The 16,778-nt window shown below is 71.3% G+C and carries 15 protein-coding genes; 6 read left to right on the forward strand and 9 right to left on the reverse strand.

The window, feature by feature from the left end:
• The first annotated feature begins 20 nt into the window (after positions 1–20).
• Positions 21–224: a hypothetical protein gene (locus tag H5398_RS09770; RefSeq protein ID WP_182799869.1), complete on the forward strand. Its 204-nt coding sequence runs from the start codon at positions 21–23 to the stop codon at positions 222–224.
• 10 nt (positions 225–234) lie between these two features.
• Here the strand turns inward: H5398_RS09770 and H5398_RS17375 are convergent, their stop codons facing one another.
• Both H5398_RS17375 and H5398_RS09780 read right to left on the reverse strand, forming a co-directional pair.
• On the reverse strand, positions 235–363 hold the full coding sequence (locus H5398_RS17375) for a hypothetical protein (RefSeq protein WP_255443660.1): 129 nt from the start codon (positions 361–363) through the stop codon (positions 235–237).
• A gap of 487 nt (positions 364–850) precedes the next feature.
• Positions 851–1,735: a type II secretion system F family protein gene (locus H5398_RS09780; RefSeq protein WP_182799870.1), complete on the reverse strand. Its 885-nt coding sequence runs from the start codon at positions 1,733–1,735 to the stop codon at positions 851–853.
• Between the two features lie 165 nt (positions 1,736–1,900).
• Between H5398_RS09780 and H5398_RS09785 the strand changes: the two genes are divergently transcribed.
• The 5 genes from H5398_RS09785 to H5398_RS09805 all read left to right on the forward strand — a co-directional run bounded on the left by H5398_RS09785 (position 1,901) and on the right by H5398_RS09805 (position 6,369).
• Positions 1,901–2,404 carry a VWA domain-containing protein gene (locus H5398_RS09785; RefSeq protein ID WP_182799871.1) on the forward strand — a complete coding sequence of 168 codons (504 nt, stop codon included), beginning with the start codon at positions 1,901–1,903 and terminating at the stop codon, positions 2,402–2,404.
• Positions 2,405–2,774: 370 nt separating this feature from the next.
• A complete protein-coding gene (gene gatC, locus H5398_RS09790) occupies positions 2,775–3,068 on the forward strand; it encodes an Asp-tRNA(Asn)/Glu-tRNA(Gln) amidotransferase subunit GatC (protein ID WP_182799872.1) in 294 nt (97 codons plus the stop codon).
• Positions 3,069–3,070: 2 nt separating this feature from the next.
• Positions 3,071–4,579, forward strand: a complete 1,509-nt coding sequence (gene gatA / locus H5398_RS09795; RefSeq protein ID WP_182799873.1) for an Asp-tRNA(Asn)/Glu-tRNA(Gln) amidotransferase subunit GatA — start codon at positions 3,071–3,073, stop codon at positions 4,577–4,579.
• Positions 4,576–6,066: an Asp-tRNA(Asn)/Glu-tRNA(Gln) amidotransferase subunit GatB gene (gene gatB / locus H5398_RS09800; RefSeq protein ID WP_182799874.1), complete on the forward strand. Its 1,491-nt coding sequence runs from the start codon at positions 4,576–4,578 to the stop codon at positions 6,064–6,066. The genes gatA and gatB overlap by 4 nt, the downstream gene beginning before the upstream one ends.
• Positions 6,067–6,075: 9 nt before the next feature.
• Entirely contained in the window at positions 6,076–6,369 is a 294-nt protein-coding gene (locus tag H5398_RS09805; protein ID WP_182799875.1) for a putative quinol monooxygenase, read from the forward strand.
• Positions 6,370–6,527: 158 nt separating this feature from the next.
• Here H5398_RS09805 and H5398_RS09810 read toward each other — a convergent pair whose 3' ends face one another.
• The 7 genes from H5398_RS09810 to H5398_RS09840 all read right to left on the reverse strand — a co-directional run bounded on the left by H5398_RS09810 (position 6,528) and on the right by H5398_RS09840 (position 16,701).
• Positions 6,528–8,153: a peptidoglycan-binding protein gene (locus H5398_RS09810; protein WP_182799876.1), complete on the reverse strand. Its 1,626-nt coding sequence runs from the start codon at positions 8,151–8,153 to the stop codon at positions 6,528–6,530.
• A gap of 28 nt (positions 8,154–8,181) precedes the next feature.
• The gene (locus tag H5398_RS09815) at positions 8,182–10,734 is read right to left on the reverse strand and encodes a hypothetical protein (RefSeq protein ID WP_182799877.1); all 2,553 of its coding nucleotides are present in this window, start codon (positions 10,732–10,734) and stop codon (positions 8,182–8,184) included.
• 9 nt (positions 10,735–10,743) lie between these two features.
• Positions 10,744–12,963 (reverse strand): hypothetical protein, encoded by a 2,220-nt coding sequence (locus H5398_RS09820; protein ID WP_182799878.1) that lies wholly within the window; start codon positions 12,961–12,963, stop codon positions 10,744–10,746.
• Positions 12,964–13,043: 80 nt separating this feature from the next.
• On the reverse strand, positions 13,044–15,464 hold the full coding sequence (locus tag H5398_RS17800; protein WP_182799879.1) for a CHAT domain-containing protein: 2,421 nt from the start codon (positions 15,462–15,464) through the stop codon (positions 13,044–13,046).
• Positions 15,465–15,941, reverse strand: a complete 477-nt coding sequence (locus H5398_RS09830) for a carboxypeptidase regulatory-like domain-containing protein (protein WP_182799880.1) — start codon at positions 15,939–15,941, stop codon at positions 15,465–15,467. It abuts the gene before it with no gap.
• Positions 15,938–16,501 (reverse strand): RNA polymerase sigma factor, encoded by a 564-nt coding sequence (locus H5398_RS09835; protein WP_182799881.1) that lies wholly within the window; start codon positions 16,499–16,501, stop codon positions 15,938–15,940. Before H5398_RS09835 ends, H5398_RS09830 begins: the two co-directional genes overlap by 4 nt.
• Positions 16,498–16,701: a hypothetical protein gene (locus H5398_RS09840; protein WP_182799882.1), complete on the reverse strand. Its 204-nt coding sequence runs from the start codon at positions 16,699–16,701 to the stop codon at positions 16,498–16,500. The genes H5398_RS09835 and H5398_RS09840 overlap by 4 nt, the downstream gene beginning before the upstream one ends.
• Positions 16,702–16,778: the final 77 nt, after the last annotated feature.

The following is a 16,778-nucleotide window of genomic DNA, read 5'->3' on the forward strand; positions in this document are numbered from 1 at the left end:
GCCTCGCCTAAGCTGGGCGCGTGCGCATCTTCTCCAATCTGAACCTCAGTGGCGACGCCCCCGTGCGGGCGCAGGTGGGGCGCGGTCCTTGGGGTCCGACGGGGGTGCCGAGCACAAGGTGGAAGAAGGTTCAGCGCATTCTCATCCCGTTCGTGGTGGTGGCGATAGGCGTGGGTCTGTTCTTCCTCGGGCGGATGTTCTACCTGATCCTCACCGGCGCCTGAAGGCTGGCTGTCACCAACCGAGGAGACCAGCGGCGGCGGGTGCCACGAGGACGCCCAGGACCATGAAGGGGCCGAAGGCGATGTCCGCCTCACGTTGGATTCTCCTGGTGGCGAGCAGGAGGCCGCTGATCGCGGCCATAAGGATGAAGGCCGCCCCGATCCCGAGGAGGGCTGTTCCGATCCCGAATCAACCGAGCGCCGCACCGGTGGTGAGGCCGAGTTTCACGTCTCCGAGGCCGAAGCCACTCGGGTTGATGTAGGCGAGGACGAAGAGAATGGCCGCGGTGATAAGCGCGCCAAGGAGCGCTGATCCGAAGCGTCCCCAACCGCCTTCGATGACAGCCCACGGAATCTGGAGGGCGAAGAACAGGGGGAATGGGATCAGCGTGAGGCGTCAGGTAGGCGATGTTCGGCGAGATCGACGGCGGTGGCGCCTCCCCACGCCGCTGCGAGTGCAAGGAATCCGAGGAACTCCCATCCTGCGGCAAGGAGTACCGCCCAGCTGCCAACCGCTGCGGCGACAACCGCGGCGAGCCACCAATGGCTCCGGGAAGACATCCGGTTGGCTAATCCACTGGCCGTGACAGTTGCAGCGGCCGCGCCGATCAGGGCAGCGGTCTCCGTCATCACATCGCTTGGAACAGCGTTTCGATGATCGAGATGGCAGCGGGGCCGATGATGACGATGAAGACGACAGGGAGAATGCAGAGGATCAGCGGGAAGACCACCTTCACGGGGATCTCCATTGCCTTCCGCTCGGCCCGCTGACGTCGGGCGATGCGCATCTCGTCGGCCTGCGCGGTGAGCACGTCAGCCAGCGGGATGCCGTACGACTCCGCCTGGATGACCGTCCGCACGAAGCGGCGCAGCGGCACCGAGCCGGTGCGCTCGGCCAGGTCCTCATACGCGTTGCGTCTGGTCTGACCCACCTGGATGTCCTGCATGGTGCGCAGCAGCTCCCGCGCCAGGGTCCCGGTGCCGTTACGAGCCACGCGAAGCATGGCAGCGTCGAAGCCAAGGCCGGCCTGGACGGCGATGCTCATCTGATCAAGTGTGTCGGCGAGTTCGAGATCGATCTGGTCGCGCCGCTTCTGGTAGGTGTTGAGGAGCAGAACGTCGGGCAGGAAGAACATTCCGATCGTGACAGCGACGGCGAGGACCAGCATGATGAAGGACCGATTGCCGAACCACAGGATCAGGCCGAGCGAACCGACGAGGAGCGAGCCGAGCACCTTGATCGACAACAGCTGGTCGACGGTCCAGCCGCCTGGAAACCCAGCTCGAGCAAGCGACTGCTCCAGCTTAGAGCGGCGCTGTGGAGAGTCGATGAGGTTGCCCGCTCGCAGGTGCCCCTGCTGCTGCCGGGCTCGCGCCGGAGCGGCGGCGGCGCCGCGGGAAAGGTTCTGCAGCGAGCGCGACCGCACCGCGTCAGGACCGGCGAAGATCAACCACAGCAGCACCCCGAGGCCGAGGGCCAGGGTGCCGATGGAGGCGGCGACTAACGGTGTCATGGGCGGGTGCCTAGAACTTGATCTGGACGGTCTTGCGGAGCCGCAGGCTGCCCACCACGAGCAGGATTAAATATCGCGCGCGTAGCGTGCCATGGACAGCCGTTCAAGTTCGGGGGAGATGTGCAGAGAGCCAGGGTTCTGGTCGCGGTGCTTGTCGGACTACTATTGGCTGTAGTAGGAGGCCTTCCCGCGACGGCTGAAGAAAATCTTGACGCCATCGCCGCGACACTCGGCATCGAGGACCAGGCCACCGACTACATCCTCATCGTCGACACCTCCCTCTCCATGCAGGAGGAGGGCCGCTGGGGGCGCGCCCGCGACGCCCTCTCCGGCCTCGCGGACTCCCTCACGCCGGACGACCATGTCACCCTCATCACGTTCGACGATGGCGCCCAGACGGTCTTCGCGGGCGACGCTCCAAGCACCAACACCCTGCTGGGCGCCCTGCCCGACGAACCCACCGGCACCCAGACCGACATTGGCGCAGCCATCGACGAGGGAGTCGACGCGCTGAACCGCGACGGCGCTTCCGAGGTGGCCGCGTTGGTGCTCCTCACTGACGGCGAACAGCTCACACTCCCCGATGGAACAACCCTGCGGTACACCACGGAGCGCTCGCGGATGCTGGAGATGATCAACTCCACTGGGCCTGCGTTGCCACAAGGCTGAAGCAGCCGTTCCTTCTCCCCGCACCAGGCGCGAGAGGGTTTCGACGCGGGCTGCGCCGCTTCGCGGCTTGGCCCGGCTCAACCAGCGGGGACAGGGCTGAATCGGCGGGGAAGGGGCTCGAACTTCGGTGGACTCGCCGCAGGACTCGCCGCAGCGGGCGCGAGAGGGTTTCGACGCGGGCTGCGCCGTTTCGCGGCTTGGCCCGGCTCAACCAGCGGGGCGGGGCGAGCGGGCCAACCGGCGGGCAGGCGGCCCACCGACGGGGGAAGGCGGCCCAACCAGCGGAGCGATTGCGCCGAGCACCCGCACCTGCAGGGTCCTAAGATGGGGCGAGCCGCCGCCGCGGCACCCGTCGACCTGAAGGAGCACCGTGGGTATCACCGCCGACGACGTGGCCCGGTTGGGCGCGCTGGCCCGCATCCAGCTCACCCCCCAGGAGTGCCAGGACCTGGCGCCCGAGCTCAACGTCATCCTCGAGTCCGTCCGCAGCGTCTCCGAGGTCGCCGGCCCGGACGTGCCCATGGCCACCCACGCCATGCCGCTCACCAACGTGTTCCGCGACGACGTGACCACCCCGTCGCTCACGCAGCAGCAGGCGCTCTCCGGCGCCCCCGACAGCGAGGACGGCCGCTTCCGCGTCCCGCAGATCCTGGGGGAGGAGTGAGTATGAACCCCATCCTCGCCAAGCCCGCCCACGAGCTCGCCGCGCTGCTGGCCGACGGCAGCCTCACCTCCGAGGCCCTCACCCAGGCCTGCCTGGACCGCATCGACGAGCTCAACGACACCCTCAACGTCTTCCTCTCCGTCGATGCCGAGAACGCGCTGAATCAAGCCCGCGCCATCGACGCCCGCCGCGCCGCCGGCGAGAAGCTCGGCCCCCTCGCCGGGATCCCGATCGGCGTCAAGGACAACTTCTGCACCACCGACCACCCCACCACCTGCGGCTCCCACATGCTGGAGGGCTGGGTCCCGCCCTACGACGCCACCGTCGTCACGCGCCTCCGCGAGGCCGGGCTGGTCATCGTCGGCAAGACCAACATGGACGAGTTCGCCATGGGTTCCTCCACGGAGACCTCCTACTTCGGCCCCACCCGCAACCCGTGGGACACCGAGCGCATCCCCGGCGGCTCCGGCGGCGGCTCGGCCGCGGCCGTGGCGTCGTTCATGGTGCCGCTCGCGGTGGGCTCGGACACCGGCGGCTCCATCCGCCAGCCGGGCTCCGTCACCGGCACCGTCGGCGTGAAGCCCACGTACGGGGGCGTGTCGCGCTACGGCCTGGTGGCGATGGCCTCCAGCCTGGACCAGCCCGGCCCCTGCGCCCGGACCGCCCTCGATGCCGCCATGCTGCAGCAGGTCATCGGCGGCTACGACCCGCACGACTCGGCCTCGATCAACCAGCCCGTCGGCGACCTCGCCGGCGCCGCCACCGCCGCTGACCTCACCGGCGTCCGCGTCGGCGTGGTCAAGGAGCTCGGCGGCGAGGGCTACGAGCAGGGCGTACTGGACCGTTTCGCCGAGGCCGTGGACCTCCTGCGCGAGGCCGGCGCCGAGGTGGTGGAGGTGTCCTGCCCGGCGTTCAGCTACGCGCTGCCCGCGTACTACCTCATCCAGCCCGCCGAGCTCTCCAGCAACCTCGCCCGCTTCGACGGCATGCGCTACGGCCTGCGCGTCGGCGACGACGGCACACGCGGGGCCGAGGAGGTCATGAACATCTCCCGCGACGCCGGCTTCGGCAAGGAGGCCAAGCGCCGCATCATCATCGGCACCTACGCCCTCTCGGCGGGCTACTACGACGCCTACTACGGCTCAGCGCAGCGCGTCCGCACCCTCATCCAACAGGACTTCGACAAGGCCTTCGAGGCCTGCGACGTCCTCGTCTCACCCACCACGCCCACCGTCGCGTTCAAGATCGGCGAGCGCATGGCGGACCCGATGAGCATGTACATGGCGGACCTGTGCACCATCCCGTCGAACATGGCCGGCAACGCGTCCGCCTCGTTCCCGGCCGGGCTCAGCGACGACGGGCTCCCGGTGGGCCTGCAGGTGATGGCCCCACCCATGGAGGACGCCAGGCTCTATCGCGTGGGCGGAGTGCTGGAGCGCGCCCTCGAAGCACAGTGGGGCGCGCCCCTGCTGAGCACCCTGACCAACGGCGAGAAGGCGGTGTCCGCATGAGCGCGACGGTGGACTACGACGACCTGCTGAAGCGCTACGAGCCCGTCCTCGGGCTCGAGGTGCACGTGGAGCTCAACACCCGGTCCAAGATGTTCTGCGGCTGCCCCACCACCTTCGGCGGCGAGCCCAACACCCAGGTGTGCCCCGTCTGCCTCGGCCTGCCCGGCTCGCTGCCGGTCATCAACGGCAAGGCGGTGGAGTCCGCCATCCGGATCGGCCTGGCGCTCAACTGCCAGATCGCTCAGTGGTGCCGCATGGCGCGGAAGAATTACTTCTACCCCGACATGACCAAGAACTTCCAGACCTCCCAGTACGACGAGCCCATCGCGTTCGACGGATGGGTGGACATCGAGGTGGACGGCAGGACCTACCGCGTGGAGGTCGAACGCGCGCACATGGAGGAGGACGCGGGCAAGGCCCTCCACATGGGCGGCGCCACCGGCCGCATCCACGGCGCCAGCCACTCGCTCATCGACTACAACCGCGCCGGGGTGCCGCTCATCGAGATCGTCACCCGCCCCATCCGCGGCGCGGGGGAGAAGGCGCCGGAGGTGGCCCGGGCGTACGTGGCGCACCTGCGCGAGCTGCTCCGCGGGCTGGGGGTCTCAGACGTGCGGATGGAGCAGGGCTCGCTGCGCTGCGACGCTAACATCTCGCTCATGCCCATCGGCGCCGAGGTGCTGGGCACCCGCACCGAGACCAAGAACGTCAACTCGCTCCGCTCCGTCGAGCGGGCCATCCGCTACGAGATGACCCGCCAGGCCGCCATCCTCGACGGCGGCGGCAAGGTGAAGCAGGAGACCCGTCACTTCCACGAGGCTGACGGCACCACCTCGCCCGGGCGCTCTAAGGAGGAGGCGGAGGACTACCGCTACTTCGCGGAGCCGGACCTCATGCCCATCGCCCCCTCCCGCGAGTGGGTCGAGGAGTTGCGCGCCACGCTCCCCGAGCCGCCCGCCGAGCACCGGGCCCGCCTGCAGCAGCAGTGGGGCTTCAGCGACGTCGACTTCGGCAACATCGAGGCCGCCGGGGCGCTCGCGCTCGTCGAGGCGACGGTGGCCGCGGGTGCGGCGCCCGCGTCGGCCCGCAAGTGGTGGGTCTCCGAGCTGGCGCGCCGGGCCAACGAGGCCGGCGTCGAGCTGGAGGAGCTGGCCATCACGCCCGCCCAGGTCGCGGCGGTCCAGGGTCTGGTGGACGAGGGCAAGATCAACGACAAGCTCGCCCGCCAGGTGATCGAGGGAGTGCTTGCCGGTGAGGGCGAACCCGCCGAGGTCGTCGCGGCTCGCGGGCTCGCTGTGGTCTCCGACGAGGGCGCCCTGAGCGCCGCCGTCGACGAGGTGATCGCGGCGAACCCGGATGTCGCGGCGAAGATCCGCGACGGCAAGGTCCAGGCCGCGGGCGCCCTCATCGGCCAGGTGATGAAGGCCATGAGGGGCCAGGCCGACGCGGGGATGGTCCGCGAACTGATTCTGTCGAAGCTGTCCTGAGGAGGGCTGATGTACCTGTTCCATGCCTACGTCACCGTGGGACCCGGAGCTGAGGACGAGTTCGCCGAGGCGTGCGTCGTCAACAGTCGTGCGTCGCTGGAGGAACCGGGTTGCCTCACCTTCGACGTGCTCCAGCAGGCCGACGACCCCACCCGCTTCGTGCTGGTGGAGGCGTATCGGTCGGAGGACGACCTGGCGGCGCACAAGACGACCGACCACTACAAGGCGTGGGCCGAGGTGGCCAACCGTGTGCAGGTCGAGCCGAGGTCGAAGACGGTGTACGTCCCGCTGATCACCGGCTGACGTTACCGGCCCCTGAGGAGGTCGACGTCGCGGAGCGACCGTCGGCCGTCTCGAAGGGTTGTGACGCAACCTCGGAGCGAGACTGCCTGTCAGGTCACGATTCGACCCTTCGAGACGCCCACGCGCCTTCGGCGGTGGGGCTCCTCAGGGATCGAAGATCAGCCCAGGGCGGCCCACGTCTGCGGGCCCACGACGCCGTCGGCCGATAGCCCGTTGCTGCGCTGGAAACTCCGCACCTGGGACTCGGTTCCCGGGCCGAACTGGCCGTCCGCGGTGAGCCAATAGCCGTGGTCCGACAGCCGTTGCTGCAGGTACTTCACGTGCTCACCAGTGGACCCGCGACGCAGCGTCGGCCGGGTTTGGGTCTGAGTGCCGCCGCCCTGGTTGCCGGAGCCGCCGGAGTTGCCGCCCCAGCCGCCGCTGTTGCCGCCGCCCTGGTTGCCAGAGCCGCCCGACGGGTCGCCCCAGCCGCCACTGCTCCCTCCGCCCTGGTTCCCCGAGTTGCCGCCACCACTGCCTCCGCCCTGGTTGCCTGATCCACCGGACGGATCGCTCCAGCCACCGTTCCAGCCGCCCGAGTTGCCACCGCCGGAGTTGCCGCCACTGGGCTCCTCCCAACCGCCCGAGCCGCCTGATCCGCCGCCTGATCCGCCGCCCGAGACGCCTTCAAGGGCCGCCCACGTGGCCGGGCCGACCACCCCGTCCACCGTCAAGCCGTGCGAGCTCTGGAAGCCGCGGACCGCATTGGCCGTGGCCGGGCCGAACTGTCCGTCCACGCTCAACCAGGCGCCCCCGTCGACCAGCTTCTGCTGCAGGTAGCGCACGTCCTCCCCGCTGTCGCCTTGGCGCAGCGTCCGCCGCGACGTCCCCGTCTCGGGCTCGCCCCAGCCGCCCGGATCCACCGGCACCGAGGCCGCCGGGGCGGTGAGGGTGAAGGGCCGCTGCGCCTGGAACGCCGCCGAAACCGTGCCGACGGTGTAGAAGTTGGGCGTCTGATCCATCGGCATCCTGCGCACGATCGCCGAGTGGAACGAGCGGTAATCGCCCGAGAACGACGCATTTGCCCACACCCGCAGCAGCGTCTCTGTGAACAGTCCGTTGACGTCCCCGTCGCTGGACAGCTGGTTGTCCTGGCAGCCGGAGATGAGGATCAGCTCCGCCGCGATGTCCGTGCTCCGCGTGCTCCCCGCGACAGTCTTGGCGACGGCGTACAGCTCCCGGCGGCGTGCCGAGTCGGCCGCCGCGACACTCGGTGCCATCATGCGCGGCTGCAGCTTCGGCACGTGCACATCCGTGGGCCAGTACTCTTCGCCCAGCGGGTTGCGCAGCAGCGCTTCGCGGGTGGCGATGGCCAGGATGCTGCGCGCCACGGTGCCCGAGTGGCAGGAGTCGGACAGCACCACGATCCGCACCCCGGAGCGGAACTGGGACCACTTGAGGTACAGCTCGTCGTCGAGGACCTGCCTGTCGTACAGGCACCAGGTTTCGTCGAGCCCGTCGTCCTCGTCGCCGGTGTTGTCGCGGATCTGGCCGCCGTGGCCCGAGAAGCTGACGAACGCGATGTCCCCGTCGACGGCGGTGTTAGCCAAGCTGTCCAGGGCGCTGAGCAGCGCTGTGGAGGTGGCCTGCGCATCGAGCAGCTTCCGGGTGCGGAACCCCTCCCCGGAGGCAAGGGCCTCCATGTCGTTGGCGTCGTTGACGCACCCCGCGAGCACGGTGGGCGCCGGGATGTAGCTGGAGGTGTCTACCACGTTGAGTCCGACGTGGAGCGAGTAACCGGTCATGGAAGTGTCCTTTCGGATGGTGCGTGGTTCACTGCGGAACGGGGGTGGAGAGGGGGATGAGCACGCCACGGGTGCGCACCGGCCAGTCGACAGGCGGCGCCGCGGTCCGGGTGCCGTCGGTGCCCACCGCGGTGACGGTGAACCTCACGGCGGGATCGGTGGCATAGGTGGTCAGCGGGAGGACGAACTGACGCTCTGCCTGGCGCTGGGTGTGGGTGACGGTCACCGGGTCCGCGGCGGCGCCCAGCAACGTGGCCGCCACCTCCAACCCCGCGACACCCGTCAGATCTCCGGTGGCCACGAACGTGACGCCCAGGTGGAGATCCTCGATGTAGCTGCGGGTCTCGTCGAGGCTCTCGGTGCCGGGCTCGACGGTGTGGTCCAGCGCAAGCAGACCCACCGTCCCCGGCGGCAGGGGCACTGTGGTCTGCTGCCCAGCGGTGAGGAGCAGCGACGGCGTGGCCACGACGGCGCCGTCGGCCACCACCCGGTTGACCGCCACGCGCCGGTCCAGCCGGTTGGTCAGCCGCACCTCGTCCCCCGTCCGCTCCGCGGTGACCGGCCCCCCGGCCGGTCCGACGACGCGGCTCAGGTCCAGCCGCAGGGTGCTCACCGCGCTGTCGCCGCCGGGAATGGCGTAGCGGGCGGAGCCCACGAGCCCGCCGCGCTGCAGCAGGGTCCTCAGCGTGAGCAGGCCGGGAATGTCGGTGGTCAGCATGAAGGTGAAGCCGGTGTCGATGGGCACGCAGTCCGCGCGGTCCGAGCCCGGCACCGCCCAGCTCACCTCGGGTGCCACCCCCGCCTGCCAGGGGCCGACGAGCTCGACCGGTCGGCCGAGGCGCTGGCGGAGCTCACCGGCGAGGAGAGCGAAGTCCGCCGCGTCCGGCTCGGGCTCCAGCGCTGCCGCCAGCACGCAGCGGATGTTGGCCGGGTTCTCCACGTCGATGGTGGAGGTGAGCAGCAGCGTGGGCTCATAGGCCCGGTCAGGGTCTTCGGCCGGGTAGCGACCAACCGCGTAGTTCTCGGGGATGACCAGGAACCTGCCCGGCTGGGTCAACGAACGGAAGACCCTGACGCCCGCGACCGTGACGGGTTCCGGCTGCCACGGCCGGTACTGCGTCTCGCCCAGGCGGAGAGCGGGCCGGCAGCCGACGGCCTCCCATCCGTCGCCGGCGCGCTGTCGGTACAGCTGCGGGTGGTCGGCGCACGGCAGAAGGGCGGGGAGCCTGGTGGTGGCGGTGGCACTGATCTTCACGTGCCTGACTACGCCCAGCTGTGCCAGGTCGAACTTCTCGAGGGCGATCGCCGGCGTCAGGCGGATCTCCGCCTTGGCCATGGCAAGCAGCTGCGTGGCCGCGATCGGGCGGGTGGCGTCGTCGCGGCGCCGCAGCGCCATCAGCTTCGGCGCGGTGAGACGGTCCACGGTGAGCCTCGACGGCGTCCGCTCCGCCCGCCAGCCGCTGTGCGCCAGGCCCACCTCGACGACGGCGGGCTCCGCCTGGAACCCCGGCGTCGACAGCGCACCGTAGGCGAGGCGGGCCCAGTTGTTCTGCAGCACGAAGGTGGCGGTGATTCTCGAGCCGACCTCGCCGAGCACCCCGCTCACCACCGCCGAGTTCGCGGTGACCAGCTCGGTGCGGGCGGCGCCGTCGTCGTCCCGGAAGGGCAGGTGCAGCCCCACCTGCGGCACGCACGGCACAGGCTTCAGCGGAGGCCTTCCCCCGCTCTCCCAGGGTGCGAGTGTGGCGGCGGAGGGGCGGGCGAGCAGGGTCACCACCACGGTGGCCTCCAGCGCGGGGGAGCCGTCGGCCTGATGCCCGACCTGCGCCAGATCGAACCGGAAGGGAGAGGAGTCCGGGTCCTGTCCCGGGGCGGGGACGTCGAGCACGATCTCGGGCAGGTACCAGCGGTCCTCGCCCCGCCGGTCCGCCAACAACGGCCTGCCGTCCAGCACCGGCCCGGTCTCCTGGGGTGCCAGGGGCGTGGACAACACCAGATTCTCGGCCAGGAGCGGCCGGATCACGGCGGGTTGCGGGCGGATGACCTGCATCAGGGGGACCGCCTCGTTCCGGCGCATCATCAGCAGCTCACGGCCGGGGCCTCTGGTCCTGGTGCTGCGTGCGGGAAAGACGTCCCCCACGACGCCGCCCTCGGCGGTGACCAGGTGCACGACCTGCTCGGGGGCGGCCCCGAGCAGGGGAACGATGAGGTCGGCCACCGGCCGCCGCCACTGCCCCGACATGCCGTCGGTCCGCCGGGCCCGGATCACCAGGTCCGGGCCCCCGCCGCCGCCCGCCAGCGCCGCGAGGAGCCCGCGGGCATCGTCGCCGGCGAAGGTGGCGGCCAGCGCCGCCGCCCCGAACGGACCCCGCGACTCGGCGCGCACCGGCTCGGCCACCTGCAGCGTGAACTCCACCCAGGCGAGGTCATCCAGCGTGCAGCGGAGGTCCAGGGCAAGCGTCGCCGTCATCACCAGGCCCGCTATGGGCTCGTGGGGCGCCGGTCTCCGGCTGAGGAGGAACGTGACCGAGCACGCCGGCGCGCCGGAGGGGTCGCGCCGGATCTCGGCGATGCTGGCCATGGCCAGACCTCACAACGGGTAGGACAGGAACGAGGTGGGCGTGCCTCCGGCCGACCGCCTCACCGGCTCGGCCTCCGTCTCGTGGGCCTCCGGGGAGTAGCCCTCCGCGGCGTACTCCTCGGCGTCGTACCCGACGGCGGTGGTAGCTGCGGCCGCGACCACCTCGCGGGTCGACGGGGCGGCAAGCTCGCGCAAGCGGCGGACCCGGTCGTCGGACAGGGAGCGAGTCACCACGCCGTCGGCGTCCGGCGCAGGCACCTCGACGATCAGCGGGCCGTTGCCGTTGGCCGTGACCCATGGGCCGGTCCACGTCTGCCCCTTGCGGAACAAGGTGCCCTTGACGGTGGCCGTGACCTGGTAGCGGTAGTAGGGCAGCAGCTGCGGGTCGCCGGAGAAGATCGTCCAACTGCGGTCCTCGTCCACGTCCTCGAAGCCCCACCGGAAGCGCACGGGCGCCAGCCCGATCGGCTTGTAGTCCGCGTCCGTGGCCTCCATCACCACCTCGACGGTCTGCGAGCGGTCCTCCAGCATCACGCCCAGGCCGATGGGGCCCACCGCCACCCGGCCCGCGTTGTCGGCGCGGACCTCGAGCGTGGTGTCGTTGAGCAGTGTGCCGTTGGGCTCCGGGTCGAGGTCGATCACGTTGCGCTCGATCTGCACCCGGTGGAACGGATCCAGAGCCTCACTGGGCGGCTCGGCCAGGTGGACCTTGCGCTTGACGTAGGTGAGGTCCGGCGTCCAGCCCGAGGGCGGGTTGTTGACGTCGCCGGCCACCTTCTTGGCGGTCTGGAACTTCCACGTGGGGTCGTTGCCGTCCGCACCGGAGAAGCTGTGTCCCTGCCAGTTGAGCTCGCCCCCGGTGTTGGGATAGCCGATCTGCACCGACATGAACTGCACCGTCTTGTCCTCCCAGCTCGCCACGGGGCGGACCACGCGCGCCAGCCGCTGCGGCCAGTCGTCCAGGTAGACGGTGAGGAAGTACTTGCGCTCGGCCTCGGGATCGCCCTTGATCTCGTCACCCATCCCGGCCAGCGAGCTGGAGATCGTGTGGTCCTGCAGGTAGGCGAACTGCCTGGTCTCCTCGTAGTGGAGGTCCAGGTGGCTCTCGTCGCGGCGGTACTTCAGCGACAGCCCAACCCCCCACGGCGACCAGAACGAGCCGCCCGAGGACGCCTGCGCGGCGTCAACCTTGGGCTGCGGCTGCTCGAAGATGGTCTTCTGCGCCATCTCCATGAACTTGTTGAACACCAGATCCGAGCGCTCGTCCATCTTCCGCGCGATCTCGTCGGCGCCCGGCAGCGTCGTGTCCACCTTCACGTCGACCTTGATGGCCCCGGACTTGCGCATGTTGTTGAACTCGGCCTGCGCGTCCACCTTGGCCCACAGGTAGCGGCCCGACGCCGCGGCCGAGAAGTGCGTGAACACCGAGTCCCAGTTGCCGTCGATCTTGATGGTGCACACCGGTGACCAGACCTTCAGCTTGTAGTTCTGGATCACGATCAGCGGGCTGGCCGTGCCGTGGAACGCCGCCCACGCGATGTTGGCCGGGTAGACCCCCAGCAGGCCCGAGAAGGCGTGCGTGCCGGTGGGGTCGATGGAGCCGCTGCCCTGGCCCTGCATCATGCAGTACCACGGGTCAAGGTTGTTGTCCCTGGACGGGGTGGCGCCGGGCTCCGGGTCCCGGGTCAGCGCCCGGTTGCCTGGCATGCCGACGGTGCGGAACCCCCGGGTGCGGCCGCCGCGGGTGGGTTGGTCCGCCGTCGGGAACCCGGTGGGGGTGGGCGACATGTTGGACACCGATGTGATGGTCTGCGCGATCACCGCGGGCCGGAACATCGGAGGCTTGCGGGCGTTCTTGATGCCCCAGAACGCGTCAGTACTGGTGCTCATCTTGGCCGTGATGTCGGCCTCGGCCTGCCGCCTGGTCTGCTCGGGGAGCGCGCCCGTCACCGAGAACGTCATGATGCCGCCGGCCACGTCCCCGCCGCCGCCGATCACGCCCTCGCCGCCGGTGCCGGAGAAGCGCACCAGGTTGAACAGGTAGTCGCCCTTGTCCGGGCCGTCCTTGCGGGCCATCCGGATCCGGTTGGGCACGTAGTAGAAGACCGGGGCCTCGCCCTGGGCGATCAGCTCGTGGTTGTTGACGTCGGGCAGGTAGAGCACGTCGTACCCGTCCTTGGTGATGGGTTGGGTGCCGCCGGCGTAGGTGGGACCCATTGCCTGGACCATGGTTGCGCCTTCCTCGTCGAGTCTCCGATGCGCACTGCACCGTCACAGACACAGGAGCCCGCGGGCGGCCCGGTGATACGTCAGACGGTGGCGCGCCACGGAGCGCCGAAGCACACGAAGGCGCCCGCGCTCGCGTCGCCGACGGTGGCGCGGGCCAGCGCGGTGGCGGCGTCGACGCCGCCACAGAGCTCGGCGTGGTAGGCGGCCATCACGGCGGCGGCCAGCTGGTCCCCGATCGGCGCGACGGGGGCCACCACGCAGGAGGCTCCGGCCGACAGCAGTGTCGCGGTGAGACCCAGCGGCTGATCGCCGGGCCGATGGGTGGCGCGCCCCACCTCGCAGGCCGACAGCACCACATGGCTGGCCCGCATCTCCAGGCCCTCCAGCTCGTGCGCGAACACCGGACCGCCGGCCAGCAGGAGGCTGGAGAACTGAGGGTTGTCGCCGCGGTGCTCGCCGTGGGCGGCCACGTGGACCAGGTCATCGCCCGCCAGCGCATCGCTGAGGTCGGGCGTCTGCACCAGCGGCCAGCACCCCGCGACGGACTGCCGCTCCTCAGCCGCGAACGGCAGTCCGGGGCCGGTCAGCACGCTGACGCGCGGCCGGTGCACCACCCGGCCGGAGCTCGCCCAGCTCGACGCGGTGGGTGCCACCGTGACGGCTCGGCCGCGCAACTGGGGCAGGGCCAACCACGGCACTCCTGACAGGACGCGGGTGGGCACCACGACGAGCTGCCCGGGCAGATCCGCCAGCGGCGCCGCCACCAGGTCCCCCAGCGCGGCCAGGCGCGCCGCCAGCGACGCCGCGACAGCCCCGGCCAGCGGGTGCGCCGGATGCATGTTCGCGCGCGCCGTGAGGTCCGCCCTGGCGGCCTCCACCAACTCGGCTGCCAGTTCGGCCGACCCGAGGCTGATGGTGCGATCCGGGCCGTCGCCCAGCACGACGGCCCTCAGCTCGTCGCCCCAGCGGAGCGTCACCACGAGGCTGCATCCCTGCTCCTCGGCGGCGCTGCGCAGCGTGGCCGAACGGAGAACGACGACGGTGGGGGGCGGTTTCGTCACGGCCCCCCAGGTGAGCGCCCGGAGCTCCCGCTCGGCCCCGACGACGGCGCGCGCGGCCTCCTCTGCGTCGGCTGCCCCGGGGTCGAACGCGGCGCGAAGGCGGCGCAGCTCGGAGGCGGCCTCCTGCACCCGCTGGTCCGGTCCCACCCTCAGCCGCGGCGTGGGCCGGGTGGCGGCCCGCCACCGCTCCGCCGCCTCCACCACGGCCGACGGGCCCCTCGAGTCGGCGAGCTCCAGGTCCAGAGCCGCCGCAGCCTCGCCGTGCAGGGCGGTCGCGGTGCGCAGGTCCAGGCTGGCCAGGCCCAGCTGGGCGTGCACCAGGGTGGCGTTGGCCCGCCTCAGCACCCGCCGTGCCTCCTCGTCGTCCCCCCGCCGGGAGGCGGCGGTGGCCAGCGCCACCAATCCGGCCAGCCGCAGCGAGACCACCGGCGAGCGCGACAGCCACGCGACGTCCGGGATCAGGTCCGCGACCTCTGCCGGCCGCCCGGAGGCAGCGCGCAGCCCGGCCGCCGCGGCCTGGGCCGCCACGAACCGGTCGCCGTCGGCGCTCGCCGCCTCCCACAGCGCCCGGGCCGCGGACAGGCGCGGCCGCGACATCAGCTGGCAGAGCACGGCCCGACGGTGCCAGCCCGGCTCGCCCCGCCGTCGGAACACCTGGGCCGCGGCACGGCTGCGGGTCAGCGCCTCGTCCGAGCGGCCGAGCAGGAGGGCGCACCTGGCCAGGTCAAGGTCCACCTCGGAAGCCTGCTGCGCCCCGGGCTGGCCGGCGCGTGCCAGGAGCAGGAGGTCGTAGGCCTCGGACACCAGGCCCGCCTCCATCAGGGCTCGTGCGCGGTCCTGTCGGGCGACGGAGCGGTCCAGGGTGACGCTCAGGGCGTCCGCGTCGTGCATGTGGCGAAGCGCGGCGGGGAGATCCCCGCGCAGGAACCGGATCCAGCCCAGGTTGTGCCGGGCCATGAACGACACTGGCGCCACGCCCAGCTCGTCGGCCAGCGCCGCCGCGGACGTCAGGTCGGCGGCGGCCTCCTCGAAGCGCTGCAGCTCGGAGGCGATGGTGCCGCGGTTGAGCAGCAGCCGCATCCGGTCAGGCGGCGGAAGGAAGTCCTCGTCCAGGCCGGCCAGCGCGCGCCAGGCCGCCGGCCGGTCCCCGGCTCGGGCCAGGAGAGTCCCTGCCTGGACGTCCGCGGCGCAGGCGATCTGGGGGAGTCCCTGGGCGAGGGCTTCGGCGGCCGCGGCGCGCAGCTCCTCCAACGCCGGCGAGGTGCCCCGCTCCTCGAAGGTGACCCAGGCGGACGAGATCCGGATCCGGAGCGCCAACTCGACCTCCGAGGCGTCGCAGGCGGCCGCCGCCCGCGCCAACAGCGCAGCCCCCTCTGCCGTGCGATGCTCCGCGAGCGTCGCACGGGCCGAGTCGTAGAGCTGCTGCGCGGACCGGGTCACCTACACCTCGATGGTGGGAGTGATGACGGGCCGCTGGTCGGGGCGGCCGGGGCGGATGAGGAAGCGCAGCTGGCCGTGCGGCACCAGCGGCCAGGTGAGCCGTCCCGTGGCGTCCGAGACCTGCAGGTCTATCGTGTCGGCAGTCCTGGCCTCCACGCCCACCCCGCCGCCGGTGACCCAGCCGTCCACCCGGACCCCGCCGTCGGTCTCGCTCAGCACCACCATCAGGCTCAGGCTGGAGGCGGTGAACGTGAGCGTGTCGGTCACCGCGGGGTCCAGCCCCCTGGCGCCCGCCCGCTCCTGCTGGCTCAGGGAGGCGAGCTCGGCGTCCATCAGCTCCAGCGACACCGCGAACGAGACCCGTTCCGCCAGGCCGACCGGCGGCGGATCGAACCGGGCCTGGGCGGCGGCGACGGCGGCGAGCAGGTCATCGTCGCCGGCGTCGAGCGGCCGGAGGGCGTCGTCGTGAGGGGTCATGCAGGGCTCCAGGCGGGATCGGAGGCCAGCGAGCGGCGCAGCGTGGCCAGGCATCGCCCCCGGGTGGGGCCGATGGAGCCGACAGGCATGCCGAGCGCGGCGGAAATGGTGGCGTAGTCGGGTCTGGTGGAGAAGGCGATGACGCGCAGCAGGGCTTGGCAGCGCGGGCTCAGCGCGTGGATGTGGGTCCACAGCCGCCGGTTGAGGTCCTCGGACTCGGCGATGGCCTCGGGTGTGGGTTCGGGGGCGACGGTGGACTCGGGGAGTTCGAGCTCCGGCGGCACGCGGGCGATGCGCCACGCCTCCCTGCGGGTGGTGGTGAGCAGCCACGCGAACACCGCCTGCGGCTCGGCGATCGATCCGGCGCTGCGCACCAGCGCCAGCCAGGAGGACTGGACCACGTCCTCTGCCTGGGAGTGGCTGAGCCCTGACGAGCGCGCCACAGCCCACAGCGGTGGGGTGAGCAGCTCCACCAGGTCCGCGAGGCGCGACGAGTCGCCCTCGCGGTAGCCGCGGAAGGCCTCGGCAGCCCGGCTGGACAGCGACTCCGCCGAGGTCATGGCGCCCGACCGGCCGAAGGTGCCGTCGTCACCACCAGCCGAGGGGCCCCCGTCCGCTCCGAGCCGTGGAACGGCATCGGCACGTAGTAGGGCATCGGGACGTAGTAGGGCAGCGGCACGTAGTACGGCTGGGGCGCGTAGGACGCGCGCTGGCGGGGGGATGGTGGGGCGTCGAGGATGCAGGGCTGTGACGGTGACACCGGTACTCCTCCGGGGACGGTTGAAACGGACGTCACCGGACAAGAGCCGACGGCCGCCCTCCTGATACCTCAGTGTC

Source organism: Tessaracoccus sp. MC1679, from assembly GCF_014164775.1.
Taxonomy (GTDB): domain Bacteria; phylum Actinomycetota; class Actinomycetes; order Propionibacteriales; family Propionibacteriaceae; genus Arachnia.